This is a genomic window from Prochlorococcus marinus str. MIT 0918, assembly GCF_027359415.1.
GTDB classification, from domain to species: Bacteria; Cyanobacteriota; Cyanobacteriia; order PCC-6307; family Cyanobiaceae; genus Prochlorococcus_E; species Prochlorococcus_E marinus_C.
On sequence record NZ_CP114780.1, the window covers coordinates 802,315 to 828,673 of the forward strand.

The following is a 26,359-nucleotide window of genomic DNA, read 5'->3' on the forward strand; positions in this document are numbered from 1 at the left end:
TTATTTCTAGGCCAATTTGAATTTAATGTCTATAAGGGTAATAACTCAAGCATTTATACATATTTGATTGGGTGCCTATTTTGCATGAAATTAAGAAGCTGAAAGCAAGTTTTCAATTTAAAATTCTTTAGGAGCTAAAAAAAACCTCGCCAGTTATGGCGAGGTTTTTTTGAATTAGTTCCTACAGGCCAAAACAGCCTATAAGTTCAAAGCTGTTAATCAGCCAAAGTAATTTTTTGACTATCCAAATTGGCTACAGCATTTGTAACTCTCTTAAAGTCAAAGCCTAGTGCACGAATTGCATGCCATAGATGACCCTGAATAAAGAAGAATCCTAAGTAATAATGAACATTGCTTAACCAAGCTCTAGAGGTATGACCAGTAACAACACCATCCATGTTTCCTGTATCAATCCAATAAGGAGAGATACCAAACTTGAGTGCTAAAGGTTCGCCATACCATGCTTCAGGATAAACAGTGGTATTAGTAGCGCACCAGAAGGCTGCAATAATTGCCATCCAACCAATACCTGCTAAAGACCAAGAAAGCACTGCTTCAGCTGATAGTACATTCTTACCTTTGAATTCTGTATATTCCCCAAGAAGTCCAGAACCCATTTTGGTAGCAATGTGATGAGCGCCACCAAGTATCTCAGCAAAAGCCAAGAATGCGTGGCCACCCATAACATCCTCAAGACTATCTATTGAGAGGAAATCAAACTGATGATTCCAAATAGCATTCAAATTCAAGTTGTACTCAACCTGTCGAACAGCACCAAGAGCTGGATCGTAAATTCCATGCCACTTGGCCCATTCAACAAACCATATACAAGCAACACCAAAGAAAATTAAATGATGTCCAAGAATAAAGGTTTGGTTGTCTGGATTATCCCATTCAAGTTTGTACTTTGCTGCTTGTCTATGCTCAGGACGACCTTCAGCAAAAAGTCCTGAAGAATTCTGAGTGTCTGGGCTAAAGACTCTTGAATGCAAAAGGCCAGCAAGTGCATAAACAAATGAGCAAATCAGATGAAAAATACCAATAAAGGCAACATCTTGACCTGTCCAAACACCTGCCTGATCAAAACCAATGCCAATAGAAGCTAAGTGAGGAATGCTGACCATTCCCTGATGTCCCATTGGAATTTCTGGGTTGTATCTAGCAAGTTCCCAAAGGGTGTTTGCACCAGCTGTAAATGCAATTAATCCTGTATGCGCAACATGCGAGCCTATAAATCGACTTGACTTGTTGGTTACTACAGAGTTACCAACCCACCACCCGTAGGTGACGTCTGGATTTCCATAGGTTTGCATAAGTTAAAAAAGTATTTTAAAAACTGCACAAAGATTACATTCATTTTGGTATTGAAGGGGGAGTAGTTCAACTTCCGTAAAAAATGAATAACAACTAAATTCTTGCTGAAGTGCTTTTCCAGAAGGGTGAATTAGTGAAGTTTTAGTCCTAAAATCATTGTGATCAACTTAAAAGAAGACAGATTGGCAAAGCTCTAAGAGGACAGAAGAATCAAAACTTGTCAAAAATCGAAGAGGCGCAATCAGTCATATATAAAGCCCTCAACTCCAAAAAATAATTACCTGACATGACAAGTATTAAGTTCTTCGAGATCTTGAGTAAGCATAGAGAGTTTGATTAATAACTATTTTACTGCAACGTTAAAATAAGATCTAAAAGCGAAAATAAAAAAATCAATCAATTCAATGCATTAAGTACGAATAATTTATATTATAATTTATAAACATATATAGATTAAAAACTATAAAAGATATTCCCAATTAATAATCATATTAATTCTATAACTAAAGGATAGAATTAATTATTTTTTAAATCCCAATAAATCAAATAATTTGTTTAAGAATAAAATACGAGATCTTAATGATTCATCTATATACTTTATTTGTTTTAATAAATGATTACTTCCCTCATGACCTAAAGCGATATTTATAAACTCTTTATCTTCTTTTATCCATTTCAAGAAGACATTCTCTTCAACTTCAACATGAAACTGAATCCCATATGAAAAATCATTAATATGGAATAATTGTTCTAAGCAATCTTCGCTACTAGCCAATAATTCTGCTTTATCAGGCAAAATTATTCTATCTCCATGCCAATGCAAAACCCTCAAATTAGACTTTGCAAAAGCTTGATTTAATGGATTGTCTTTATTTAAAAAAAAACATTACCCCAACCAACTTCAGCCTTTTTTTTCATACGGTGTCCTATACTTAATGGCTCAACTTTTCCACCTGCTGCATATGCCAAAAGCTGTGCCCCTAAACAAATCCCGATGATTTTTATATTATTTTTCAAAGCATTTTTTAAAAGATTAACTTCATCTAAAAGCCAAGGGTACATGTTGTTAGATATATCGCTTACCCCCATAGAGCCACCCATTACTAATAAAAGATCATCTTTATATATGTTAGGGATTGGCTCCCCTAAATATAAGCGGAAAATATTTACATTCATCGAACGCTCTAAAGCTATTTTCTCAAATAGTCCAGGCCCTTCTCTTTCTATATGTTGAAGAACTATTAAACGAGCCATGAATAAGTAAACTTCATTAAAACCATATAATAAATTAAAAATGCTTCATTTATAAAGTAAAAGTTAACTTGACCAATTCTGAAAAAGATCTATAAGGCTAACTATGAAACCACATGCAATTATTGGTGGCGAAACCCATCGAAGCATGAATTTCAAATACCTACGAACTCTAAGACTTGAATTCGAATTGGAAAGATCTTCATCAAACTTTCTTGGAATGACCCAGCCAAGGAAAATCGATAATAAAAAACCTCCCAAAATTAACAGCAACTGTCCCACAATTTTATCTGTTTTATCTAAAAAGTTAATATCAAAAGCTGAAGGCAATCCTAATAAAAACAATAAAAATGTTACACCAATTACTGATTTAGTTCTATTCCAACCAAGTCTATCCATAACCGAAGACACTGGTACTTCCAATAATGAAATAGAAGAAGTGATTGCTGCTATGTATGCAAGCGCAAAGAAAATAACAGCCACGATTCTTCCAGTTATCCCTATTGTTCCTAAACCAGCAGGGAGTGCAATAAACAAGGCTCCGATAGTACTCTCACTAATTGATTCATTTAATCCAAAACTAAACATGATTGGGAAAATCATAAGGCCTGCCAATAAACCAACTGCTGTATCAAGAGAGGCAACCGCAATAGCCTCCTTAGGTAATTTGTTTTGACGTCCTAAATAAGATGCATAAGTAATCATGATCCCAATACCTAAACTCAAAGAAAAGAAAGCCTGAGCAAACGCATTTCTTACTGTTGAAGGCTTAAAAAATTCAGAGCCATCCCATGAGAGCAAAGCCTTATATCCTTCTAATGCTCCAGAAAGAGTAGATGCCCAAAAAGCTAATCCTAAAAGCAATATAAATAGTATTGGCATGCACCAACGTGTAAGACGTTCAATACCTCCCCTAACACCAGCAACAACAACAATTGCAGTAAGAACCAAGCTTATAATCTGCCCTATCAAAACACTCCCGCCACTGCTAATTGATCCAAAAAATGCTGCCGCTTCAGTTTTATCTGCAGGCAAACCAACGAAAAGAGAATGAAAAAATGTATCTAAAGTCCACCCCATTAATACTGCATAGTAAGAGCCAATACCTAAAGGAGCTATAACAAAAAGCCAACCCATGACACCCCATCTAGATCCAGCAGCTTTAGCTGGAGCAACTAGAGAACTCGACCCAGTGCTTCGACCAAGTACCATCTCAGCTACCAGTACTGGCAAGCAAACAACTAAGACAATTAATATGTAAAGAAGCAAGAAAGCAGCCCCCCCTCCTTCAGAAGCTCTATAAGCAAAGCCCCAAAGGTTTCCTAATCCAACTGCACTCCCTGCAGCTGCAAAGACAAAACCCCATCTAGAGCGCCATTGTTCACGTATTGGCATAAAAATTCTTTGAGAGTGTTTTCATTTCTAATAATCAATTATGAAAACCTCTATCGTTTTAAACAAAAATATTTAGCTGTTGTAGGAATTTAATTCTAAAAGCTATATAGCAATGAGTTAGATCTTAACCAAAAATTGATAAACTCAAATCAGAAGACAACCTTCGAAGATCAATATATTCCTGAAAAACGCTGGAATCAAAAGCTTTTTGAGCTGCAGCTCTAGATTCAAATTCTACAACTACACCTAATTGGCCTCCATCCCATTCATTTAAGTCAGAATTTTGCTTTATATCTTTAGCTATCACTATCCCACCTACTGAAAGCAGCCAAGGAATAACAGTTTGGATGTATTCAATAAATAAATCCGTACTTTGTATTGTTACTTGCTTGACCCAATAGCCTTTAGCCACGAAAGATAAAGAAATTTGGAAGAAGTATCGCACAAGATCTGATCTATAGACTCAACAAAAGTCCTTAAAACTTACTAATTCATGAATAGTTATAATTTAATCCGTCTAAAGATAGTATTTATCAAGCTAGTTCCAAAACTAAGGAAGAGGTAGATGGTTTTTTTTATTTAAAGTTGATCAACACATATAGTCCTGATAGTCTAATTACAATTGTAATTAAGGAGGTGATCCATTGTTGTATCCAAGATGCAGGCAGGAGTCAACGCTAAAACAAGCATTTAACTGCTAATTGTCTCCTGTCTCTTTCTATAACTAGAAAATTTTCAAATTTCTTACTTAAAAATCTTATAAAAGTAATAAAGATCTTAAGTTTGATTATATAGATTCTCTTTTCCTAATCGCCTGAGAAACTTTTCCTGCAATGAAAGGAACTCTCATTGAATATTTATTGAGCTGGATTCTTTCTTCTAAACTAACTAATCCACCAACAGACAATCGATTGATAATTTCTTCCAAACGCAAACGTGTTTCAGTTGAAAGCATAAGTCAAAATCAACAATAGCTTGGTTGAATTGATAATACTAGGGTTCCTAAAAATAACCAGTAGAAAGGATAAGCAATTTATTAAAACTTTTAAATTCAATATAAAGCAATTAAAAGAGTTTATCCAAGATAAAAATAGCTTACTAAAATTGATCATCATTTTTTTATTGGTTCAAATCAATAACTAAATCGAGCTAATCTTTGTTATAAGAAAGATATCATTTACCCAGTCATAAAATGTTTAATTTCTTAGGTTCTATTTGAAAGGCGACTTTATTATCTGAAAAATATTAGAGAAAGTACCTAAAAATATATTTTATGGAAATCCAGAAAACTGCTTGTATTGTGGTATGAAAAAATAAAATACAAATATCTTGTAAGCCTTCACAAAAAGCGATCACAGCCCTTTAGAATCTCAGTCAGTGATATAAATTCGATGACTGACAAAAAAGGAAAGGAATTGGCAACAGTCTCCGTATATCTCAACACAGGCATAGTCGCGGTACTGGTTGGGCTTGGGTTTGTAGGGGCAGCCCTTGTTTTTGGGGTTATAACTTTGGTCATAAGATAACTGATGAAACAAGGCTCAAAAAACCTATCCATATAAAAGGCATTCGCGAATTCAAAACTAATCAACTACAATCTCTAAAATTTTTAATTTTAATTTTGGAGTCAGATTTAATAACTATTCTTTTTTCCGCTCTGTTTTCACTAGGTGGCTTTATAGCACTTATCTCAGGATTTGAAAGTGATGATGATGATGACCAAGATGGAGGTGGTACAGCAGAGCCTGTTTATTCAATGGTTTATGCAAAAGGAATGGCATAAAACAAACTTGATAAATCTAATTTCAGCAAGACTTTTCTCTTAGTATTTTTTATATTATACCCTTAAACAAATCAGAACTATTTGAATATCAAAGATTATTAATACCTTATAAAGAAAATAAAACTAAATGATTTTCTATTTAATTTTTTCTACTCTGATCAATTAAGTCCAGAAAACAACTCCTTATGAACTGCAAGAATGTCATATAAGGCTGTACCCGCTTCTGGCGTCAACAGTATTCCATCAATATTTTTAGTGGCACTGCATACAAGGTCACCATCCCATTTAACTCCATGCTCATTTATTGATTTAGACCACTCACGTACCAACCCAAAGTGATCTGGCATATACTTGCCAATTTTTCTACAAACCACACAAAGAGTAGATAGTACAGGAGGCTTAGTCTTAAGCCTTAGCTCTTTAACGATAGTTGGCTGTGAAAAAACACCTTTATATCTGATGTATTCAATTAATTCCTTATCACTTTCAGATAATTCTGCAAGTTCTAAAGCCTTTTCAAACTCTTCTAAAGGCGTAATAGGTCTTTGAATTATTTTCATGGAAAACTTTTCTGTATAAGAAATGTACTATTTTTTGAATCTAGCTAGATCATCTTTTGTTGATTATTCAATGGCTTAAGCCAGCGTTGTTTTTCTACCTAATAACCCAAGCAGAAAGGTTCAACAGATATAAGACTTATAGCCTTTCAAAAAAGTGAGTGCAGAATCTACTATTAAAATTGAGATTTAGCCTGTGATCATAAAATCTGCTAAGAATTAATCGATCACTTAGAAGATTGGTAATGACTTGGGGGGAAAGTCAAAAATCCAACTAAATAAGAAGATATTCCATGATTCAGTCATCTTTGAACGGTAAGTTATTATGCTCATAAGATTTTCATGCCAAGTATTGGCTCTTTTTTATGAATCTTCTAGCTACTTTTGCAATAGGTGGATTTAACCCCTCAGCAGCCGCAGTTGGAGTACTCTCCATAGTTCTCTTTGCAGTGGTTGGTGTCATTGCAGGACCTAATCTTTCTAAATTTGACGTCTAAGCGAACAGAATCCTCAAAAAGGAATTTTGTCTTAATTAGTTTTAGAAAAGGCCTAGGTTATTCCCTAGGCCTTTTCTCTTTGCTTAATGTTGTAAATAAATTTTTCTTTATAGAGCTTATCTGGAAACCATAGAATTTCTAACAATTCACATCAGACATCAATACTACTTTAGTAATTTCTCATTTTAAAAGGGATAAAATAAAACTGATTTGCTAATAATAATTACCTAATTGATTTTAAATTGAAATATATAACATATAAATAAAAGTCATAAAGTCAAATTAATTATTAATTAAAAATGACATTCCATCAACGTTTTCAATTGATTTTCTTAGCATTTATACAGAATGGCTTTAAAATAGTTTTGTTTTGGACATAGAGGGGATGTCGTGGATATCCATCTTTTGTTATACCAATCGCATAGGGTTGAGAAGCTTTAGGGAAATTCCGAACTCTCTTATTATAATAATTTTGGATTTTTCTTAAAACAACCTTATCCCTATTCAAATAACTTCCATTTACACCCCAACCAAGCCATAAGTCACATAGTTCTTTTTCAGACCATGCCTTAATTTTATTGTTTAATTCCTTATTATTAGAATTACCAATAGGGTCAGCAAATGATTTAAGATCTAAAGAATTATTAGAAATAATAGCAAACAAATTAACAACTGATAATGATCCGTAACCCCATAAATTAGAAAAGTTAATTAGCCTAATTAGTGTTCGGTCATTAACAAAAGAATTAGCCTTAGATGGATTTAAACCAATAAATATAATTTCCTTTTTACAAGAATTAAACCTTCTATTCAAATTCCATCGATACCTACCACACAGACTAAATTGAGCATTTGATTGATTCATATTAAAATAGTAATGTAATCATAAGAAGAAGAATCTGTTTTTAAGTGATCTAAAATTTTATTTTCTAATACGCCTCTAGCAGGCACTCCGATTCTGTTGATTATAATAAAAGTTAATGTCAAATCACTTTTGTTCAATTAATCTATATTAGCAAATAGGCGCTAATATAGATATAAATATATTGAGAGATAGATTAGTTTATTGATTACAATAAGTAAAAAATACGAATAACAACCTAACTCCTATTTAACTTTTCTTCTTAATATATCAACAATATTTATTCTAAGATATTATTAAGAAATAACATTATAAGTTCTAAGTTAAATGAATGAGCCAGAAATTCAAACCTTAAATGATCTCGAAAAGCTTCGTTCTGCTCCTAATCTTAGTCACAATCAGAAAAAAGCTTTACACAAAGAGCTTAATGAATATATTGCAGATGCCGATTGGTTCACTATTGGCATAATGGCATCCTCATCTAATCTTGCCATATTAACCTTAAAAGAAATGGAAAATCATTTTAATTGGTTAGCAATGAAGGTAGTAGAAAAACCTCAAAAAAATGGCCCAGTATTCCTTAAAGCAAATCAAAAGACTGGGGATATTTATATACGCATCGAATATGGCTTGGGAGAAGGTATTCTCTTAAGCTGTCAACATAATGATCAATTAAAGAGTACTCAAACTCTAGGCCCTTTGCCATTGAACTTTTTTAAGAAATAGATTCTTATTTATAAGTTAATAGTTACTAGTAAAATTTTATCCAAAGAAAGAATTAAAAGAGCTTCCTGAACCTTGCTTTACTTGCTTTACACAAAGGGCAAATCCATCCATCGGGCAAATCTTCAAATGCAGTTCCAGGAGGAATTCCTTGAGAAGGGTCACCTGTTTTTGGGTTGTAAGCATATATGCAATCTTTGCATTGATATTTTTGTTTGGTGGCTGTGGTCTCCACAAATTTAAAGTTCTCTAGATTCAAAATGGCAAGAATTCTTCTTTTTGACAATTAACTGCTGCTATTTCCTAAACAAAGTCAGGGAAAGACATTTTAAATAAAAGAACGATTTTTGAGTATTTCTTTCAGTTGGTATTAAATGCTAAAAGAAGCGAAGCTGGAATATGACTAATTTTCACTTCCTCCTTGCCCTTTCTCAAACATGGAAACCCTCTGAGGGATTTATTCATGGTTTGTTTCTGATAGGTGCTTTCCTAATTGCAGGAGTTGCTCTTTCAATTTTCACCTTCTATGAAGATTGTTATTGGGGGGATAAGGTATATAGAAAATATCTTAAAGATGGTAAAAAATCTGCAAAGGTTTAGGTTTTAACTATTTCCAATTACAACCAATTTTTCTAGTTTTTCCTTTCCTGCTGATTTTTAATATTTTGCACCAAAAAATTTTTTTATAATATAATTTTGTTATTTAACAATCAATTATGGAACTATTTGCAACATCAGGGTTTTTGGGGATATCACCTAGCACTGATCAGCTTATTGTAATTAATCTTTCAGCAATACTTGTAGGGACAACATTTAATTCTCCACAAAAAGCTATCAAATGGGGTGGATTAATAATTGCAGTGGTTACTACTACATGTGCAATATGGTGTAAGCACTAAAATCTCAAAGTTAAACCTACGTTATTACTTTTCTCGCGTGGAGAGAAAATAGTTGTTGATTCTCCCTCTTTCTTATCTTGTTTAGTGGGAGAAGAAATTATTTTACTTTGAGTTTTTACATCATTGATTGTTTCTTCTTTTGAAAATTCTTGAGTATTTAGATCAAGAGATTTGCTCTCAGTTGGAATTGAAGTTTTCTGCACCTGAGTAGTTGAATTTAAAGAGACAATATTCAAGTGAAGTTTCCCATGAGCTAAAGCAAAAGGAGTGAATGCAAAAAGTGTCGCCAAAAATATTGCACAAAGCAATGAAAAAGCTATTTGAACTATTGGTTGCCAAAGAACAGAAATTTTTACTACTTGATCAAACTTTTTTGCGTTTTGATCAGTGCCAGATCCTCTCTCCAGAAAAATATTATTAGTTAACCATCCTTTGTTTGCAGAACGATAAGGTGATTCCGTCTTGGCAAAATCGACAACCTCTTGGATTCTCTCTCTAATCACTGATAAAACCATTGAAATCGTACTCTATTCAAGCACTGAAAAAGTACTAGGCATTTAACAAACACCAACTCAACTAAAAACCGAAGGAAATTGAAGCAGTTTTACTTGGGTTATCTTAGGAAGAAAACCATAGTGGTCATCAATACTGAAGCTGCGAAAACACCAATACCAACAAGTCCTAAAACTTTTCCTGTATCAAGATAAAGAGAGACTTTAAAGAGCTCAATTCTGCCTTCTCTTTTCTGTTCTGAAACTGTTTTAGCTCTTTTTACTAAAGCGACTTTATTTAAAGGTTCCGTCTTCTTTTTAGCTACTGCTTTCTTTTGCGCTGCTGCTTTCTTATCTGCCTCTAGCTTCCTTTGCGCTGCTGCTTTCTTTTCTGCCTCTGCTTTCTTTTGCGCTGCTGCTTTCTTATCTACCTCTAGCTTCCTTTGCGCTGCTGCTTGCTTATCTACCTCTAGCTTCCTTTGAGCTGCTGCTTTCTTATCTGCCTCTAGCTTCCTTTGAGCTGCTGCTTTCTTATCTGCCTCTAGCTTCCTTTGCGCTGCTGCTTTCTTTTCTGACTCTGCTTTCTTTTGCGCTGCTGCTTGCTTATCTACCTCTAGCTTCCTTTGAGCTGCTGCTTTCTTTTCTGCCTCTGCTTTCTTTTGCGCTGCTGCTTGCTTTTCTGCCTCTAGCTTCCTTTGAGTTGCTGCTTTCTTATCTGCCTCTGCTTTCTTTTGCGCTGCTGCTTTCTTTTCTGCCTCTAGCTTCCTTTGAGCTGCTGCTTTCTTTTCTGCCTCTAGCTTCCTTTGAGTTGCTGCTTTCTTTTCTGCCTCTGCTTTCTTTTGAGCTGCTGCTTTCTTTTCTGCCTCTGCTTTCTTTTGCGCTGCTGCTTTCTTTTCTGCCTCTAGCTTCCTTTGAGCTGCTGCTTTCTTTTCTGCCTCTAGCTTCCTTTGAGTTGCTGCTTTCTTATCTGCCTCTGCTTTCTTTTGCGCTGCTGCTTTCTTTTCTGCCTCTAGCTTCCTTTGAGCTGCTGCTTTCTTTTCTGCCTCTAGCTTCCTTTGAGTTGCTGCTTTCTTTTCTGCCTCTGCTTTCTTTTGAGCTGCTGCTTTCTTTTCTGCCTCTGCTTTCTTTTGCGCTGCTGCTTTCTTTTCTGCCTCTAGCTTCCTTTGAGCTGCTGCTTTCTTTTCTGCCTCTGCTTTCTTTTGAGCTGCTGCTTTCTTTTCTGCCTCTAGCTTCCTTTGAGCTGCTGCTTTCTTTTCTGCCTCTGCTTTCTTTTGCGCTGCTGCTTTCTTTTCTGCCTCTAGCTTCCTTTGAGCTGCTGCTTTCTTTTCTGCCTCTGCTTTCTTTTGTGCTGCTGCTTTCTTTTCTGCCTCTAGCTTCCTTTGAGCTGCTGCTTTCTTTTCTGCCTCTAGCTTCCTTTGAGCTGCTGCTTGCTTTTCTGCCACTTTTTCATCCGAAAGACATAAATATATTCAAGCACTCTTATACGTATTTCGAATGCTAAAACTTTTAAAGATAAATCAAATGCATTGAACCTAAGCACTCCGTTTTGCCTAACTAATCCATCCAAAAAGATTAATATGAAGTATTAAATTCTATATAAGTGTTTATTCTCTAATTCAAAAAACAACTCCATATTAGTTCAATTATTAATCAATATAAAAGTAATTATTGTAAAAGCTCCATCTTTTACCAAGGCAATATTTCTCCATTGGCATGCCAAAATGTTCCTGAATTTTGAATTGATAAGGAATCGATTCTTCTAATAAGTCCTTCTACAGATTTTTCTGGAGTAATCCCATTATTTACAAAACCAGTCATTCTTGTACTCACCAATCCAGGATGCAAAATTGCCACAGATATGCCATTAGGTTTCAAATCAATTGCCAAAGATTTACCAACCATACAAAGAGCTACCTTAGACATCCTATATCCATAAGAACTTCCAGAGGAATTATCATCAATAGAACCCATTCTACTAGTCATAAGAACAATTTTTGAACCTCTTTTAAGAGAGCCAAGAAACGATTGAGTAAAGCACAAAGGACTTAATGCATTAACTTCAAACTGTCGAAGAATACTATCTGGATCTAAATTTGATAAAGAATTGAATTCCGCTATTCCTGCATTATGAATTAAAACATCTATTTGTTTTCCTTGTAATTTATTTCTTAAGTTTAATACTGACTGACCTGAAGCCACATCAACACCAGCCTCAACTCTTACACCAATAGCATCTAATTCAGAAGAAGATGATCTACATGAAGCAATAACCTCATCTCCTCTTTGATTTAACTGTTTACAGTATTCCAAACCTATTCCTCGGTTGGAACCCGTAATGAGATAAGTAGCCAAAACAATCTTAATGCTAAATAAATCTTATATCTTTAAAGAGTTATTAATTAAACTTTTATCTTTAAAATATATATCAAGTAATAAGATTATACTCAAATAAAAAATTAATAATCATTAACGATAACCAACCCATGCTCAAGAAAGTTTCAAAGGAGACCTACTGTAAGCATTAATACTTAAACGAGAAGGTTGCCTGCTTTGCTTGACTTAATGTAATTTGTATATCTTTTATTGATTATGTTGGTTGTTTTAGAAAAAGCAGTTAGCTTAAATAAGTTAACGATGGAGACTAAAGAAATGGAAGAGTCATTAACAACCAAACTAAAAGGATGGATTAAAAATGTCATGAAAGCAATGGGCGATGCAATCTTTTCAGAAAAACCTGATTCTGAGCCTCCTGCTACTGGGGAACAACCATATAAAGACAAACCAAGAAAAGGCCTTTTGTAAATAAATAGCTAGCTAGATTATATAATTAAGTTCTAGCAACTATAAATATTAGAGAGCTTACAATTACTAAAGATTTTCCATACTTACGTATCCATATTATCTCTTATAAGGCAAATCTGAGAAAAATCGTTTAAAAGCAAATTAATAATACTCCAGAATAAAGAAAATTACCAAAAAATGTTTTCTACTGCATCCTTGGATTTTCACATGCTGTAAAGTCTAACTATTTAGCACTTTCAATTATTGAATAGATTAGTTACAACATAGGTAACTACATTAAAGAAATGATTCTATCGACTGGTTTACAAAGAAATCAGAATCAAATTTACTCAAAATATCAAAGGTTTAGAAAGCAGCTAGAGTCATCCTACGAAAGAATACAAGGCAATCTAATATCCAAATTTCATAGAGGAAGTGACATCGGAATGCAAAAACAAAAGTCAAATACAATTAACTTAAAAAAAGTTATAGATAAATCTCCAGCTTTTAAAGAAAATAAAAACACACTTCGTATATCGCTCTCATTCCAAAACACAGTCACTGAGATGCGTGATAAAGAAAAAAAACTAACCTCATCTATAGACTGGACCCGAGGAAGATTTACAGGGGAAGTTGAAAAAATTATAATGAAGGAAGGCATAATCTATGAAAAAATATTCTTAACTCCAAAGGGGGCAATAGTTACGGTAAAGAGAAGTGAACTTGGCTTATTGCTGATGATTCAAGAAAAGCTAATGCTAATTAAAAGAAATAAGCTTTGATAAACAAAGTTAGCCTATTTAATTAAACATGCAGAGGCTGCCAGAGAAAACAAACCAAAGGGGCTTGACTTTATAGCAGTACAAAAGTACTATTAAGTGGTATGGCTTGAGATTGCTATGTAAGCATCCCAAGGATATTTAAAAAAACTATGCGTATTCAACAATTTCTTATACTCCTATTGAAAGCCAATATTATTACCGCCTGGGAGTCCAGAATATTAGAACTTTGTAATAATGGAGAAAGAGCATGATTGGATTCATATTTATATTTACTTGGCTATCTCTTATCATTCTAATAGCAACTTTTAGGCAAGAAGTGTCTTTAAAAAAATAAATAATTAATTAGCAAAAAAAAATTTCTTGCCTTTCATTACAATAAGAAAATAAAGAGGTTAATACAAAGAATCTGGTTAAATTGTTTTATCTCCTAATTAGTCTTGCAATACCAAGGACACACCAGCATTTTCTAGCTAAGCCTTCGTTTACCTTTATTTCTAAAGCATTTCTAGACTACCCCCTCCCAAGCCCAATAACCATTGACACTTAAGTTATTAACCTTTCAACAGGTTTATTATTTTTAAATTGAATTTGAATAGAGGTTTTAGCCTAATTCGCTATACACATTAACCACAAAATTGTAATCATAATGCTTAGCAAAAACCAAACAACCCTCCTGGGCGCAAAATAAACTTTGAGCAAGCGCCTGTGCTTATATTTGTCTTTGATTTACCTTGAGAACCCCACTGAGTTAGAAGCTTGGCAGAAATTATTCCATAAGTAGTCGTAATTTGTATATCACTCACAAATGATTCAAAGAAACAATCTCTTTTCACAAAAAAGCCCCTAAAGATATAGAGGCATAAGGTTAGATTTTCTAAACAGAATTATTTAGAATACTTGCTCCCTCTATAAGCAAGAGTTGAATGAACCTCGGACTTAGCAGTGTCTCTACAAGTATTATAATGCTCTCGCCTATAAGTCAGCTCAGTGCAGTTTTTTGCAACAGGTTTTTTGTGCTGAACGTAATCAAGTCCGCGATAAAGAAGAGTAGTCATTTAATCAAGCTCCAAAATAAACTTAAGTCCCCGTTCCATGGCTTAAGCTGTTATGCGGCTCGCTTTGTAGCGAGTTGAACGTTTTGTAGTCGTTGCTACATTATTTATAATATATATTTTATAGGGACTATGTTGTTCATCCCGATACAAGTTCACAATGAATCCTATTAAGCTTAAAGTGAAAGGTATTTCTATTCATAAAAAGAGGCGTATAGAGCTGCTGCTGAAAAAACTAAATAATGGGGCTCTTTAATTTAATTGCTGCAGGATGGCTTGAATTACATATTCTTCTTCCTTTAGTATTATGGTGAACAACCAGTACAAAATTTACTTCTATCATCAGATAAATCGCTACCTTTTAATATTCCATAAATTATTTAATTGATGACAAACAATCACCATAAATACTCAAGGTTTCATTCAAATGGGTAATCCAAAATCAAGCAGCTGGTCAATCTTCAAGGTTTTTGTCAAAAGAAAATTAATGCAAATTTTTTCTAAGGACTTAGATCTGAACCTAAATCAAGAGCCTCTAAAAGATTGGGAGCAAAAGGTTCAAGAAAGAGAGCTGAAAAGACAAGCAGCCAAAAAAGCCTGGGAAGAAAGACAAAAGCAATTGGAATTGAAATCAGCTCAAGAAATTCAAGCCAATCAAGAATCTAAAGAAATCAATGAAACTCCTCAAGAAAATATTGAATAACAATTATTCAATACATGGTTCTATTCGACACCCAAGTTGAATAAGTCCTCTATCAAATAATCTACCTAGCTTAAGTGCAGTTGCTTCTTCCAGTCTTGAAAAATACCGCTGATTAGCTGTTATCCAATTCATCTCATCACTGGTGATTATTCCAGTTGAAACAGATTGAAGAAAAAGAGATCCTAGATTCATAGCATTTGATCTAATGAGAAGTAAAAAAGCTATCAATTAAGAAATGAAAGCTTTAATCAATTGAACAAAGGCTGACTAATCCCCATCACCCAGCCATTTGGCAAGATTAACTAGCTTTGATCCAGTAATACAGTTTTCGTAATAAGATATTCAGATTTAACTTAATCAAACTTAAAACTATGGGGAAATAAATGGCATTTATTTCATAGCTTCAAATAACGCAAAATTACTCGAGGAAGATTAAGACGCTATTATATAAATAGAAAATAATAAAAAGCCCTTCCCTTTTAAGGCAAGGTGAGTATGACAAGAATCAATTTAATTGATCCAAGTGAGCTTTCTGATCAACATTTAATTGCAGAGTATAGAGAAATTTTCATGGTGGGTTCTGCACTAGCAAGATCTCTAAAGTCAAAGAATTGGCTCAAAACAAAAAATACTCTTCCGAAAAAATTCACCTTAAATAAGGGTCATATAAAATTTTTTTATAATAAAGGCAAGTATCTTCACAAAAGATATATCAAACTTACACATGAAATGAAAAGAAGAGAAATGAATCCTAATCCAAATCGAAAGTTTAAAAAAGAGCAATGGCCAGATGAATTATATAATGACTGGGAACCGGAGCATAATGATTTGAAGCTTATAAATGAGAGAATTAAAACTAAAATTGATCTAAAGCCTGATTGGTATAGATGGACAAATAAAAAATAAGGTTATTCTAGTCGAAAAAATTTCACAACCTTTTCTACGAAACAATCATATGAGATTTCCTAAGCAAATAAAGATTCATGGCTTCATATCTTTTCTAAATCTAAATTATTTGGATTTACATCTCTTCTAAATTTTTAATTGTCCTACATTTTCTTAGCTAATAAAATCTTGATCACACTAATGGAGAATAGCTACATTCATATGCTAATCACCATAGTACTATATAATCAAGAATTCTTGCAGTTAAAATCCAACTCCAATGAATAAAGATTTATTGAAAAACTTAATTCCTTCCTTATACATGATTAGTGTTGGAGTCGCAGCAATATTATGGATAATTAGTTTTTTTAAATAAGGTTTAAAAAGACTTTGCTTAACTCATTGAAGGAAAAATGTAATTATACGAGCAAAATAGTGGTTAACCAAACTTGCATTGTCATCGAGGCCAATAAAACATAATTCTTTTTTCACTTTATCAACTGTTACAACAAGAAAGAATTTTCTCAAACAAAATAGACACACTATTCCAACTCTATTAAAAAAATCGTTTTTTTCTAGTAGCTATTTCCTAGAAATATAACCCTAAACATTTGGCTTTGATGCATGCAAGACAAACAACCAATTAAATTCAGATTCTAGACTTACTCCAAATCAATTTTGCTTGAAATAACAAAAGCTGGAGAATGTAAAGTGATGTATTTTTTCCTAATAGAACCTGATGAGATTGATGAAGTATTTCAATGAGAAAAAGATCTAGAACCTTTCCCAAAAAGGTTTAACTCATGAGGAATAGCTAACTAAAAGTTTTTTTCTAAAAAAATTGCCAGCAATCTTAAAAAGATTGCTGGCAAAATAAAATTCGAAATGGAAGGAATAAATTTTTAACCTTCGCCTTCTGGTACTAAGCGGAATCCTTTTCGCCCCATTTTAATTTCAAAATTATCACCAGGCTTAAGATCTAAAAGAGCTGTGTAGGCTTTACCAATTAATAGGTTTCCATTCCCTTGAACAGTTGCCACATAACTCAGCTTCCTTCCTCCTTTACCAATACCGCCTGCGCTTTCAGAAGCAAGATTTACTCCTTTAGCTTCAAGTAGTGCTTCATAAAAAGCAGTGAAGTTAAGACGTTCACCGCCTCCCTTCTTGGTGGATACATATCCACAAGCCTTAACAAGATCAGACTTTGAGACATCACCCAAGTCTTTTACTTTGGCTAATAAATCCTTACCCGTAAGCATGAAAATAATTATAAACACTACTAGACTAACTTATAATTAAGCAGGAGACAATATGTATATTAGTCTTAACATCTAAAAACAATACCTTCCCCAAGATCAAGAACTTACGAAAACTTTTTTCAAATCCCTATTGTTGCTTTACCTAAACCAATATTTTCCTAGTCAATCAATCTTGTCTTTTTTAGCTGATATCAAGGATTAACTATCTTATTAAGAGCTTCTATTGAAAGTGATTAGAAGATGATTCAAGCTTGTCCCATGAAAATTCTTTTAAATTTCTTGCCAAAGCATCTTATCTTTAAATGTTTTGGACACTAATAATAGGACACCTTTTCACAAAAAAATCTTTCACATTTATTCTCCCTTAAAGTTGGATTCTTCTTCTAGGTTGTACAAACGCCTGACATTGCTAACAATATATAAGGTCTCGCCTCTCAAACCATTCCATTAAAACTGATATACAGAAAAACAACCCCATGCTTTTCTATAAGATCACTTGGCATAACAGTATATAGACCTCCAGTGATAAAAATTTAGAATTGGAATCTAAGTCAATTTTTGAGCTATTTAAATAAATCAATTCACAATTGTCATCTCCAAGCTTTTCGAAAAATGAAACTTCAAATAGAAAAAGCCTTAATCTAGAGAAATCATCATATTCTCATAGAAATAGTTTTGTTTATGAGAATTGATAATTGATTTTATCTACATTATATGAACGTTTTTTAACTAATTTCAGACTTGGGTCTTGAAGTTAGTAATGCAATTTCTAATAAAGGTTAGATCGCTAGAGATGTTTTGAAGACATATTGATTGTTAATTTTTTATTATGGCATTACGTCACTTTAATTAAAAGGGGATAATGGCAGAAATGTTATGGTGGGAAAAAATGAGTAATGCTTTTTTAAGTCCTTGGCATATAGGCTTCGATTTAATAGTACTAATGAGTTTCATGATTTATGTACAAATTGCTAAAAGTAGAAAATAAAACTTTGATTACACCAAGAAGAAAACCAAACTTAAGGCCCTGAAATCCTGAAATCTCGTTTAATCTTTAATTAAAGGAAAGTCGATACCTCTCTAAATTTTTTAAATGGTATAAGTAAATCTTCTCTTTCCAATCTATGTTGTAAAAGCTATTAATAGTAGTAGCAATAAAATCTTCATGATGGTTGAATATTTAATTGTTCCAATTTTGGGAATATTGTTTTGCCCTTTCACATTGATTTTCCTTTGGGAAAATAGAGATGACCTCAAACTGAAGGTGCGTAACAATATTACTTCTAAGACTGCTTAATTAAAAATATCAATTTTGCCCCTAAAGCATTTGATTATCTAATACCATAATGTGTTGACTGACTTAATAAAACACACTGTCCATTAGGTTTTTAAACAACCTTCGTTTATATCCCAATTTTGATAAGGTCCATGCAAACGTTACTCAGGCGCCACATACTGCATATGGTATTTCCTAATGAGAAATCTTAAAAACAATCATTATTCTAGTTTTTACTTTTAACAGGTAATACAAATTCCAATGCTATCAATTCCATAAAGGCTCTCAATTTTTCTTCTATTTTTTCACCAAAAATAATCCAGGCTTTTTATGCAAAACTATATGGCGATGAAATTGACTTCATCATAGCTATTACCAAAGATGGATATTGGAATAATACATCAATATCTAATAAGAAAAGAATACCTGTTTCAATAAGACTGAGATGATCACAAGTATCGTTTATTTTTCCATTTAAGATAATTAGACCATATAACTAAAAAAACAAATCTTATTTTTGAACAAAAGTAGAAAAGTCCTTTAATCAAGATGAATAAGTTTTCACCTCGCATAATTAGTTCCAAAAAGCTTAAAGCCCTTAATAAGAACTCAAAGGGATAGTCAAGACGAAATTATCTTGAGCAGTACAGGAAGAGGGCTAAAACTAGAATGTTTCACTCTGGTTCTTATAAAAACACTCTACCCCTCCCTAAGGTTGTAGCTTCAAATAACCCATGCTATTGATGTACTCTGGTGATCAATGGTGAAAGAAAGAATCTAACTTCGAAGATTTTCACTAGTAATCTGCTTCAGAAGAGTGACCGTTTCTATATTGAAACTTTGAATAAATAATTGTCTCTGTAAATCTATTATTAAAAAATGATCTCTATAAGAGTGGCATGTTGCCTATATATACAAAAATCACTTGATTACATAAATCCATAGTAGATGTTTGAAATAGAATGCCTACTCAAAATGCTTTGATTATCAAGAAGTTAGCGAATTGACTATGGATCAACAATGAAAATACTCTCATAATAAAATCGAAGTATTCATCAATCTGTTATAGATATAATCTTTCAATAGATTCTCATTGAATTAAAATTTACCAGGTTCAATCTCTTTTATTTCGCCTGACTCAATCTCCCTTAATAAACCTTTGACCACTCCCCACATTGGGATTCCTGAACTAAAAGCAAGTATCAAGGATGAAATAAATGAATTAAGTGGGGAAAAAGTAAATGTTTCCAAAACACCAGTAAACATAAGTGTTAAGCCTGTCAAAGCAGATATGTAGCTAGTAATTGATAAAAAACCTTCTAAAGGCAATGGTGAAATTCTCTCTTCTTTCCACTTTTGAATTTTGACCTGAAGCACATACACAAAAACAAATAAGAAAAACACAAGTACTCCCCCACCAAGCCAAGCAATCGATTTAGTATCAATCATGTTATTTGTAAGTTCCATTGAATTACGGGACAAACATTTTATAAAATGTTTGCGACTGCAGAATACCAAAAAGGCTTCCCTTTCTTAAAGCATGAGAAAGGCATTAATCTTTCAATTAGTAAAACTAGAAAATTGAAATGGACGAAAGATTATTCTTTCCAGCAACTGAAAGAAATAAAGATTATATAGGAGATGTCCTCGCACAATTGCTCCCAAAAAAAGGATCTATACTCGAAATAGCAAGTGGCAGTGGCCAGCATGGAGTTACATTTCAAAAACGTTTCTCCTCTCTTACCTGGCACACAAGTGATCCAAACCCTGAATATAGAAAAAGTATTAATGCCTGGATTAATCACGAAGGTTTGTCCACGAAAATGCCAGGTCCGATCAATTTAGACGTAGCAAAACCACCTTGGCCATTAAATAAAAAGACTCTCTACAGCTTGAAAGCAATCGTATGCATAAATATGATTCATATAGCTCCTTTAAAGTGTGCAATAGCATTATTTCAAGAAGCTAAAGAAGTTTTAGGCTCCGATAGTTTACTAATTCTCTATGGACCATTTAAACGAAATGGCAAGCACACCAGTTCAAGTAATGAGCTGTTTGATCAATCATTACAAGTACAAAATCCAAGTTGGGGAGTTAGAGATTTAGAAGAGATTAGTGAGCTAGGAGAAATAAATAGATTCAAGAAGTATAAAGTTTTTGAAATGCCTGCCAATAATTTGTTAGTAACTTTTCAACATGAATAATCTATTGTAAACTCAACGACAATTAAACGCTTAAGAGTACTTCTAAATCTCTTGAAGAATATATTGAGTATGAATAAGTTCAATGAAAATCGAAACGCCTAAACCTGGCAATTTCCCAACTATATATTACTCTTGGTTTAAAAGTTTCTTTGAAAATGGAAACACATGCATATAGCAACTCCTCTGAAAGGAGTGCAATGGGGTCATCTCTTAAGATTTTAAAGGACTCGGGAGATAATTTCTTTGGAAAGATATATAAAATGCAAATACCTAAATCAGGTAATGCAATGGGTTCATCTCTTGATGGACTAAAAGACTCAAGGCAACAACTTAGAGAATCAATAAACAAAGTCTCTACTGTTATGGACTCATCCATAAAAGCTTTCCAAAAGTCTGGGAGACAAATAATTAGTGTTTTACCGAAAATATCTAAGTCCAATCATGCCATGGGCACATCCCTTAAAACGATGAAGAATTCAGGCAAAGAAATCTTTGACAAAATCTCGAACGCAGCCAAGCCTTAAAATAGCTAATAAAATTATCATTTACAAAAGATACCTGATTAGACTCTGATAAAACAAATTGTCCCTCTAACAATTCTTATAACTATCGAATACTATTTATTAAAAAGTTTTTTCATGATCAATGAGACTAGAGAATGATAGGCTAAGAAAATTAGCCGATAATTTTGGAATGACTATCATATATAGACTTGTTCTACACCTAAAGATATATTATAGAAATTAAAGATCTAATCGCATTCAGATTATTCATATCCAAGGTCTAATTTATTCGACTGCCGTCAAAAAGACTCCAAGCCATAGTCATTAATCAACCTCTCCTCCACACTAATTATTAGAATGATAATTCAAATTTGCAAACCGCATCAGTATTAATTGTACGCTCAAAAAATAAGTCTTTTAGTTCACTAACTTCATATAAGTAAGAAATGGCTCTCACTAAAACAATATTTAAATTAGGTCCTCAAAAAGATTTTCAGTAAAACTGCTATTCAATAAGATTTCTGGTGACCTTAACTTATATACCACATACTAATTTATTGAAGTGGTTGTAAAGCTAATGAGAGTCTCCCTTATAGAGAAACTTCAAGCTGACAATTAAAAACCACTTAAAGATAGACACCTCATAAAGCAAGAGTGTCTTCTCTCTAAATGGTTAATAATTGAATAGAAAAAATCAGTAAGTAAATTTAAGGATTAAATCTCTAACCACCAAATAGGGCTGATACAACTGCGCCAACAGCAACCACTAAACCACCCCACTTAATCACAGGCTGATCTTTATCATAAGTTGATGCAAGGAGAATTGCAGCTAAGAGGATCTCTGTGATGTTGCTATTAATCATGAGAAAAATGTATTAGATATTACTTTTACAATTAGCAGGGCTGCAATGACAAGTCCATCAAATATTAAGAATACAACTAAATTAATAAGTTAACTTGGACAATTAATCTATGAAATAAATATTTATTCACACAAAATCAAATAATACCATAATTTAAGATACTAGTGATTTAAACTGGGACTTCTGAACTGATTTAAATATTAAGAGGCTTAAAAAGACTAAATAAATAATTAATAAGCTTTGGAAATAATTAAAGATTTATCTTCAAAGCCTTTTTATTACTCTAATACATCAATAAGTCCCTCAGTGATATATCTTGCCATAGGCATTACATGCTTCTCTATCTCACCTTTAGATTTATCCCACTTTAATATAAGGCTTTCACCCATTTTATTATCCTTGAAATAATTTATCATCGTATTTGCTAAGTGAACTGGAAGATCACCATTTTTTTCTTTTGAGAAAACATCCCACTCTTCTTTAGATAACTGGCCAATAAATTTAAAATCATCCGAGTTTGTATACTTGAATATTTCCTCAACTCCGACACACAAAAAGGTCTGACCTAATTCATGTAAGAAGCTTTCTGCTGTTTCGGTAGTTTTGAAATCACTCAAAATTTTATCGAGAGATCCTTTCTTACTTTCATCTCCTTCCTTAATTGCATGGAGGAGTTTGAAAACCTCACTAAATTCTAGTTCTGTTGTCATTTATCGATGACTGAAAGACAGAATACAAACTAAATTGTATTTTAATCTTCAGCCTAAAAGTAAATTTTACCATTAAAAAGCAATTTTTTGGATCTACTTATTAAATTTAAAAGGGATTATTGAATAGAAGATTAGTTAAGACATGATTAATAAGTTTATCAATATTAAGCTATCTGTAATGGTAAAGACATCTTAATATATTTATAAATGAGAGGCTGAGCCTCAGGTAAATTATAAATCAAAAAATTTTTAACTGACTACGTACATAAGAAATGAAAGTAATTTAAGCAGCCTTAATTTCCGTATCACCTTTTTTATTGATTTCGTCAATTATTTTGACTGCTCTATCATTAGTTCTACCTTCATATTTCCTTGCAATAAATCTTGCAGCACCATTTAAAAAATAATCATCAATAATTGCATCAAAGTCTGTGACAGGCATTAATAATAAAGCAATTATACAACAGTAACTTTTATATAAAATCTTTCAAGTACGCCTTTACAAGTATTTACTTTGCTAATCTTTTAAGCAACAGTGTTGAGATAGAAAAACATAACAAGTCGATCTATATTTATTCAACTTTAATTTATGAAAAGATTGAATTCAAGCATATTTAGTGGTTATGATTACCCAATAATTCTTCTGTTTGAATAGCTTCATGGTATTCAGATAACTCCTTTAAAGATTGAGAGCCGCATATTGCTGACAATGCAATTACAACTAGCGATAGGGTACTGATCAATTGCAATAGAATTGGAAGATGAGCATTTAGTCTTTCTCTAAAGTTTGACATAAAGTAAATTTAATTTTTCTTATTTAATCAAGCGTTAATTATAAATCAATAGGGATTGCTAATTTTGTAACTACTATTAAGATGTAAAAGCCTTTTGCAACTCAAATGGCAATTGACCCTGAAGTAATTCCTCCCACTAGCCATAAAGCTAAGGAGGGTTTTAAGCGTTTACCCAGATGGGCTATTTTTAGCATTGGTAGCCTTGGGGTCTTTTTTTTTATTAGCTTCTTACAATCTTTATTGCCCCTTATAGGGATGGTGTTCTTACTAGCTTTTATTTGGAATCAAGCAAATAAGAAAATCAGTTAAAGAAGGATTAGGATTGTCAGGAATTATCCTACTAAGAAAGCGAAAATTAATCAGGAATTAGATTACTGATTTTATCTATAAAAGTAGCGTAGGATAATCCTAGGAGGTTTAAACTGTTTTTACATAATCAATTCAAAATGGAAAAACGAAATCTTAAAAGAATTATTCAGGATTTTGAGCTCTTACTAAATGAATTAAAGAGTGAAGTTTACTCTGATAAAGAAGCTTACGTTCACCCCTGGTACGAACAAGCAGGAAATACCCCTCTAAGAGTTCATTCTCAAGATGACGATGGATATGCTGATTAAAATAGAGTAAATATATTTTTGTTATCTTCGACTTTCAAGTCCCAGATTAAATTGTAAATAGGTGGGGTAAAAACTTAGTTTTTGAAGTCAATTAATTAGTCCGTATTAATTCTCTAAAGAACTTATCTGCCTAGCTTATAACCATTTTCTATCAGTTTTCTATAGGTAGCTCTAGCTTGAAAAGACTGAATAGTAAGAATGCGTTCTTTATCTTTCTGAATAGTAAAAGAACTATTGTCCATAGGACACCTGCTAAATCTAACTTGTTCTGTACCATTCTTTAAAAGCCATGACTTTCGAGTGTCTTTAATTGAATCCCAAGGCACTTCGATCAATTTTGATTGCTTTTTTGGCAACTTTTAAATGTATATGCTGCTACAAAGGTACGCTGAGGGAACTAATTAGGCAAGGGGTAGAGTCCAGAAAAACTTTACTCTCAACAAGCCAAAATTCCAAAAATCTTAATCATATCAATGGATTGAGCATGATTGAGAGATTCTAAACTTGTTCTGAATTGTTCTGAGTCGTTTAAAAAACTTCAATATTTTCAAACTCTGAAACAAATATAAAATTCATCGAATATAAAAAATGTCTAATTGAGTGCTAAATCTATAAAACAAGACGCTACTATTCTCTTAATTGAAGCCATTGCTAGCTTAATAAAGTCTAAGCTCATTAAGAATCCATTTTGGGCGTTCTTTCTTTGTTTTTTTCCAAATCACAGAAAGCAGAAATGCTACTGCTTCTGGCTTCCTGGGCAATTTGCAACTCAGGTAATTAGTGACATGTGTAGAAGTCATATCGAAATCATCACTACACCATTTATAGCCCTTAAATAAAAAGAAGAAATTAGTATTTATTCCTGAGTGTAACCACTGATTCTTAAAGTCTCGTATCCAAGAAATTAGTCAAATGCAAGAATTTATATGAGAGGGTTTTAGAATAATGCTCTACAAGGCAAAATTCGAAGGCTAGAAATACAAATAACATATTTACCCATCAAATCCTATGCAAAATAAAGTTCCTGAGTAGCTTTAGATCTTGCAATGAGGTCTATTAATACAAATGGGCTTTGCGATAAAAGAAGCTGTCAATCCGTTAAAAGATCTACCTATTACGCCTTAAACTTTTTTGGATATTTTAAGTCCACCTGCCCTGGCAATCTGTAATTGAAAAGCATTCCACTATATAGAGCAAGTCTAAAGACAAGCTTAATCCAGGATTTAGCAACGTTGAGATACTTCATTAAAGGCAACCACCTAATCAATTACTAGCTGCGATTGATTTTAAAAAACTTTTTCTTCACATATTTGTGATATAAAAACTACTTTCTTAAAAAGCTACTGCTGCTAACAAGATACAAATCTAATTATGAGGTAAACCAACCAACTCCCAAAATCATATTTTACAAAGTTTTTGATGACTATTCTTAAAAAAAGAATGTAGGGCCAGTAGGCATAGTTGACAAAATATCAACATTATATAGATATTGTATCTTGTATGTCATAAAAAGGTTTCGATATTTTTAAAATTGGACTCATCCCAATGGTAATCAGTGATATCTTTATTTTACCTTTCACTAAATAATGAATCTTTATCTTGTACTACTAGGCGGGAAGATTCCTGGAGGACACGTTGAGATGCATGATGTTCGTTGGGTCATAGGTGAGACAATTGAATCAACTGTTCCGCAACTGAAATCGGAATGGATGGGCAACTCTAAAGGCTTGCATATTGATAGTTATAAATTGATTAGGTTTGTTGATGGCTATCAGGTCACATTAGTACAAGAAAATATACCTTATGCAAGCCAATCCAATAAACTTTGGTTCGTAAATCTGGGCGGCTATCAAGCAGGTGAAATGCTTGAAAAGCACCACATTGAACTTGTTGTAGCTCCATCAGCTCAAAAAGCAAAGCAGAAAGCATTTACTAAATGGACTGAACTAATTAATCAAATTCATCAAGATGATAAAGCAAAAATCATTAAATTAAAAGGCTATTCAATTCTGCTAAAGCCAGATCCATATTGCAGAGATGAAGGTATGAAGCCCGATTGGGTTGGATATTGGGTTATTAGTTAAATAGATTCTCTAACCATTTGTTTAGTTGATATAATAGTAGCCAATAAAAAATATATTTTTAATCTATATATCTC

General features: G+C 32.9%; 36 protein-coding genes. 14 read left to right on the forward strand and 22 right to left on the reverse strand.

Annotated features, from left to right (window positions below; genetic code table 11):
• Positions 1–215: 215 nt before the first annotated feature.
• From O5636_RS04330 to O5636_RS04350, 6 genes are all read right to left on the reverse strand, one after another.
• Positions 216–1,313, reverse strand: coding sequence for a chlorophyll a/b binding light-harvesting protein (locus O5636_RS04330; protein WP_269623382.1), 1,098 nt, complete (start codon positions 1,311–1,313; stop codon positions 216–218).
• Positions 1,314–1,834: 521 nt separating this feature from the next.
• Complete coding sequence (locus tag O5636_RS09715) at positions 1,835–2,110, reverse strand: hypothetical protein (RefSeq protein WP_332299716.1); 276 nt, start codon at positions 2,108–2,110, stop codon at positions 1,835–1,837.
• A gap of 77 nt (positions 2,111–2,187) precedes the next feature.
• Positions 2,188–2,568, reverse strand: a complete 381-nt coding sequence (locus O5636_RS09720; protein ID WP_332299717.1) for a type 1 glutamine amidotransferase — start codon at positions 2,566–2,568, stop codon at positions 2,188–2,190.
• A 63-nt stretch (positions 2,569–2,631) separates the two neighbouring features.
• On the reverse strand, positions 2,632–3,960 hold the full coding sequence (locus O5636_RS04340) for a sodium-dependent transporter (protein WP_269623383.1): 1,329 nt from the start codon (positions 3,958–3,960) through the stop codon (positions 2,632–2,634).
• 124 nt (positions 3,961–4,084) lie between these two features.
• Entirely contained in the window at positions 4,085–4,372 is a 288-nt protein-coding gene (locus O5636_RS04345) for a DUF1330 domain-containing protein (RefSeq protein WP_269623384.1), read from the reverse strand.
• A 375-nt stretch (positions 4,373–4,747) separates the two neighbouring features.
• Positions 4,748–4,915 carry a hypothetical protein gene (locus O5636_RS04350; RefSeq protein WP_269623385.1) on the reverse strand — a complete coding sequence of 56 codons (168 nt, stop codon included), beginning with the start codon at positions 4,913–4,915 and terminating at the stop codon, positions 4,748–4,750.
• 666 nt (positions 4,916–5,581) lie between these two features.
• On the opposite strand from O5636_RS04350, the gene O5636_RS04355 reads away from it, so the two are divergent.
• Positions 5,582–5,743 (forward strand): hypothetical protein, encoded by a 162-nt coding sequence (locus tag O5636_RS04355; protein ID WP_269623386.1) that lies wholly within the window; start codon positions 5,582–5,584, stop codon positions 5,741–5,743.
• Between the two features lie 158 nt (positions 5,744–5,901).
• Here the strand turns inward: O5636_RS04355 and O5636_RS04360 are convergent, their stop codons facing one another.
• The gene (locus O5636_RS04360) at positions 5,902–6,303 is read right to left on the reverse strand and encodes a hypothetical protein (protein ID WP_269623387.1); all 402 of its coding nucleotides are present in this window, start codon (positions 6,301–6,303) and stop codon (positions 5,902–5,904) included.
• 362 nt (positions 6,304–6,665) lie between these two features.
• Here O5636_RS04360 and O5636_RS04365 point away from each other — a divergent pair, with 362 nt between their 5' ends.
• Positions 6,666–6,797, forward strand: a complete 132-nt coding sequence (locus O5636_RS04365; protein WP_269623388.1) for a hypothetical protein — start codon at positions 6,666–6,668, stop codon at positions 6,795–6,797.
• Positions 6,798–7,116: 319 nt separating this feature from the next.
• On the opposite strand, the gene O5636_RS04370 is transcribed toward O5636_RS04365, so the two are convergent.
• A complete protein-coding gene (locus O5636_RS04370) occupies positions 7,117–7,662 on the reverse strand; it encodes a DUF1643 domain-containing protein (RefSeq protein ID WP_269623389.1) in 546 nt (181 codons plus the stop codon).
• Between the two features lie 324 nt (positions 7,663–7,986).
• On the opposite strand from O5636_RS04370, the gene O5636_RS04375 reads away from it, so the two are divergent.
• The gene (locus tag O5636_RS04375) at positions 7,987–8,385 is read left to right on the forward strand and encodes a DUF1824 family protein (RefSeq protein WP_269623390.1); all 399 of its coding nucleotides are present in this window, start codon (positions 7,987–7,989) and stop codon (positions 8,383–8,385) included.
• 52 nt (positions 8,386–8,437) lie between these two features.
• Here O5636_RS04375 and O5636_RS04380 read toward each other — a convergent pair whose 3' ends face one another.
• On the reverse strand, positions 8,438–8,617 hold the full coding sequence (locus O5636_RS04380) for a rubredoxin (RefSeq protein WP_269623391.1): 180 nt from the start codon (positions 8,615–8,617) through the stop codon (positions 8,438–8,440).
• Positions 8,618–8,781: 164 nt separating this feature from the next.
• On the opposite strand from O5636_RS04380, the gene O5636_RS04385 reads away from it, so the two are divergent.
• Both O5636_RS04385 and O5636_RS04390 read left to right on the forward strand, forming a co-directional pair.
• Positions 8,782–8,982, forward strand: coding sequence for a hypothetical protein (locus O5636_RS04385; protein WP_269623392.1), 201 nt, complete (start codon positions 8,782–8,784; stop codon positions 8,980–8,982).
• A 116-nt stretch (positions 8,983–9,098) separates the two neighbouring features.
• On the forward strand, positions 9,099–9,281 hold the full coding sequence (locus tag O5636_RS04390; protein WP_269623393.1) for a hypothetical protein: 183 nt from the start codon (positions 9,099–9,101) through the stop codon (positions 9,279–9,281).
• Here O5636_RS04390 and O5636_RS04395 read toward each other — a convergent pair.
• The 3 genes from O5636_RS04395 to O5636_RS04405 all read right to left on the reverse strand — a co-directional run bounded on the left by O5636_RS04395 (position 9,278) and on the right by O5636_RS04405 (position 12,124).
• Positions 9,278–9,796 (reverse strand): hypothetical protein, encoded by a 519-nt coding sequence (locus O5636_RS04395; protein WP_269623394.1) that lies wholly within the window; start codon positions 9,794–9,796, stop codon positions 9,278–9,280. The two genes, O5636_RS04390 and O5636_RS04395, sit on opposite strands and share 4 nt — an antisense overlap.
• Before the next feature lie 98 nt (positions 9,797–9,894).
• Entirely contained in the window at positions 9,895–11,214 is a 1,320-nt protein-coding gene (locus tag O5636_RS04400; RefSeq protein ID WP_269623395.1) for a hypothetical protein, read from the reverse strand.
• 244 nt (positions 11,215–11,458) lie between these two features.
• Complete coding sequence (locus tag O5636_RS04405) at positions 11,459–12,124, reverse strand: SDR family oxidoreductase (protein WP_269623396.1); 666 nt, start codon at positions 12,122–12,124, stop codon at positions 11,459–11,461.
• A 237-nt stretch (positions 12,125–12,361) separates the two neighbouring features.
• Here O5636_RS04405 and O5636_RS04410 point away from each other — a divergent pair, with 237 nt between their 5' ends.
• Positions 12,362–12,574, forward strand: coding sequence for a hypothetical protein (locus O5636_RS04410; protein ID WP_269623397.1), 213 nt, complete (start codon positions 12,362–12,364; stop codon positions 12,572–12,574).
• 284 nt (positions 12,575–12,858) lie between these two features.
• Positions 12,859–13,335: a hypothetical protein gene (locus O5636_RS04415; protein WP_269623398.1), complete on the forward strand. Its 477-nt coding sequence runs from the start codon at positions 12,859–12,861 to the stop codon at positions 13,333–13,335.
• Positions 13,336–13,985: 650 nt separating this feature from the next.
• Here O5636_RS04415 and O5636_RS04420 read toward each other — a convergent pair.
• Positions 13,986–14,168 carry a hypothetical protein gene (locus tag O5636_RS04420; protein ID WP_269623399.1) on the reverse strand — a complete coding sequence of 61 codons (183 nt, stop codon included), beginning with the start codon at positions 14,166–14,168 and terminating at the stop codon, positions 13,986–13,988.
• Positions 14,169–14,219: 51 nt separating this feature from the next.
• Complete coding sequence (locus O5636_RS04425) at positions 14,220–14,390, reverse strand: DUF4278 domain-containing protein (protein ID WP_269623400.1); 171 nt, start codon at positions 14,388–14,390, stop codon at positions 14,220–14,222.
• Positions 14,391–14,814: 424 nt separating this feature from the next.
• Between O5636_RS04425 and O5636_RS04430 the strand changes: the two genes are divergently transcribed.
• A complete protein-coding gene (locus O5636_RS04430) occupies positions 14,815–15,090 on the forward strand; it encodes a hypothetical protein (protein WP_269623402.1) in 276 nt (91 codons plus the stop codon).
• A gap of 3 nt (positions 15,091–15,093) precedes the next feature.
• Here O5636_RS04430 and O5636_RS04435 read toward each other — a convergent pair whose 3' ends face one another.
• Positions 15,094–15,282 carry a hypothetical protein gene (locus O5636_RS04435; protein WP_269623403.1) on the reverse strand — a complete coding sequence of 63 codons (189 nt, stop codon included), beginning with the start codon at positions 15,280–15,282 and terminating at the stop codon, positions 15,094–15,096.
• A 303-nt stretch (positions 15,283–15,585) separates the two neighbouring features.
• On the opposite strand from O5636_RS04435, the gene O5636_RS04440 reads away from it, so the two are divergent.
• Positions 15,586–15,996, forward strand: a complete 411-nt coding sequence (locus O5636_RS04440) for a pyrimidine dimer DNA glycosylase/endonuclease V (RefSeq protein WP_269623404.1) — start codon at positions 15,586–15,588, stop codon at positions 15,994–15,996.
• 881 nt (positions 15,997–16,877) lie between these two features.
• On the opposite strand, the gene O5636_RS04445 is transcribed toward O5636_RS04440, so the two are convergent.
• A complete protein-coding gene (locus tag O5636_RS04445; RefSeq protein WP_269623405.1) occupies positions 16,878–17,234 on the reverse strand; it encodes an AbrB family transcriptional regulator in 357 nt (118 codons plus the stop codon).
• A gap of 862 nt (positions 17,235–18,096) precedes the next feature.
• Here O5636_RS04445 and O5636_RS04450 point away from each other — a divergent pair.
• The gene (locus O5636_RS04450; RefSeq protein ID WP_269623406.1) at positions 18,097–18,222 is read left to right on the forward strand and encodes a hypothetical protein; all 126 of its coding nucleotides are present in this window, start codon (positions 18,097–18,099) and stop codon (positions 18,220–18,222) included.
• Positions 18,223–19,608: 1,386 nt separating this feature from the next.
• On the opposite strand, the gene O5636_RS04455 is transcribed toward O5636_RS04450, so the two are convergent.
• Positions 19,609–19,959 (reverse strand): hypothetical protein, encoded by a 351-nt coding sequence (locus O5636_RS04455; RefSeq protein WP_269623407.1) that lies wholly within the window; start codon positions 19,957–19,959, stop codon positions 19,609–19,611.
• A 137-nt stretch (positions 19,960–20,096) separates the two neighbouring features.
• Between O5636_RS04455 and O5636_RS04460 the strand changes: the two genes are divergently transcribed.
• Together O5636_RS04460 and O5636_RS04465 are read left to right on the forward strand one after the other, a co-directional pair.
• The gene (locus tag O5636_RS04460; RefSeq protein ID WP_269623408.1) at positions 20,097–20,714 is read left to right on the forward strand and encodes a DUF938 domain-containing protein; all 618 of its coding nucleotides are present in this window, start codon (positions 20,097–20,099) and stop codon (positions 20,712–20,714) included.
• Between the two features lie 155 nt (positions 20,715–20,869).
• Positions 20,870–21,238: a hypothetical protein gene (locus O5636_RS04465; protein ID WP_269623409.1), complete on the forward strand. Its 369-nt coding sequence runs from the start codon at positions 20,870–20,872 to the stop codon at positions 21,236–21,238.
• A gap of 701 nt (positions 21,239–21,939) precedes the next feature.
• Here O5636_RS04465 and O5636_RS04470 read toward each other — a convergent pair.
• From O5636_RS04470 to O5636_RS04485, 4 genes are all read right to left on the reverse strand, one after another.
• Positions 21,940–22,080: a hypothetical protein gene (locus tag O5636_RS04470; RefSeq protein WP_269623410.1), complete on the reverse strand. Its 141-nt coding sequence runs from the start codon at positions 22,078–22,080 to the stop codon at positions 21,940–21,942.
• 278 nt (positions 22,081–22,358) lie between these two features.
• On the reverse strand, positions 22,359–22,790 hold the full coding sequence (locus tag O5636_RS04475; protein WP_269623411.1) for a hypothetical protein: 432 nt from the start codon (positions 22,788–22,790) through the stop codon (positions 22,359–22,361).
• Positions 22,791–23,073: 283 nt separating this feature from the next.
• Complete coding sequence (locus O5636_RS04480; RefSeq protein WP_269623412.1) at positions 23,074–23,232, reverse strand: hypothetical protein; 159 nt, start codon at positions 23,230–23,232, stop codon at positions 23,074–23,076.
• A 172-nt stretch (positions 23,233–23,404) separates the two neighbouring features.
• Positions 23,405–23,584, reverse strand: a complete 180-nt coding sequence (locus tag O5636_RS04485; RefSeq protein WP_269623413.1) for a hypothetical protein — start codon at positions 23,582–23,584, stop codon at positions 23,405–23,407.
• Positions 23,585–24,030: 446 nt separating this feature from the next.
• Between O5636_RS04485 and O5636_RS04490 the strand changes: the two genes are divergently transcribed.
• Complete coding sequence (locus O5636_RS04490; protein WP_269623414.1) at positions 24,031–24,201, forward strand: hypothetical protein; 171 nt, start codon at positions 24,031–24,033, stop codon at positions 24,199–24,201.
• A 122-nt stretch (positions 24,202–24,323) separates the two neighbouring features.
• Here O5636_RS04490 and O5636_RS04495 read toward each other — a convergent pair whose 3' ends face one another.
• Complete coding sequence (locus O5636_RS04495; protein ID WP_269623415.1) at positions 24,324–24,536, reverse strand: hypothetical protein; 213 nt, start codon at positions 24,534–24,536, stop codon at positions 24,324–24,326.
• 1,251 nt (positions 24,537–25,787) lie between these two features.
• Between O5636_RS04495 and O5636_RS04500 the strand changes: the two genes are divergently transcribed.
• Entirely contained in the window at positions 25,788–26,285 is a 498-nt protein-coding gene (locus tag O5636_RS04500) for a DUF1543 domain-containing protein (protein WP_269623416.1), read from the forward strand.
• Positions 26,286–26,359 lie beyond the last annotated feature (74 nt).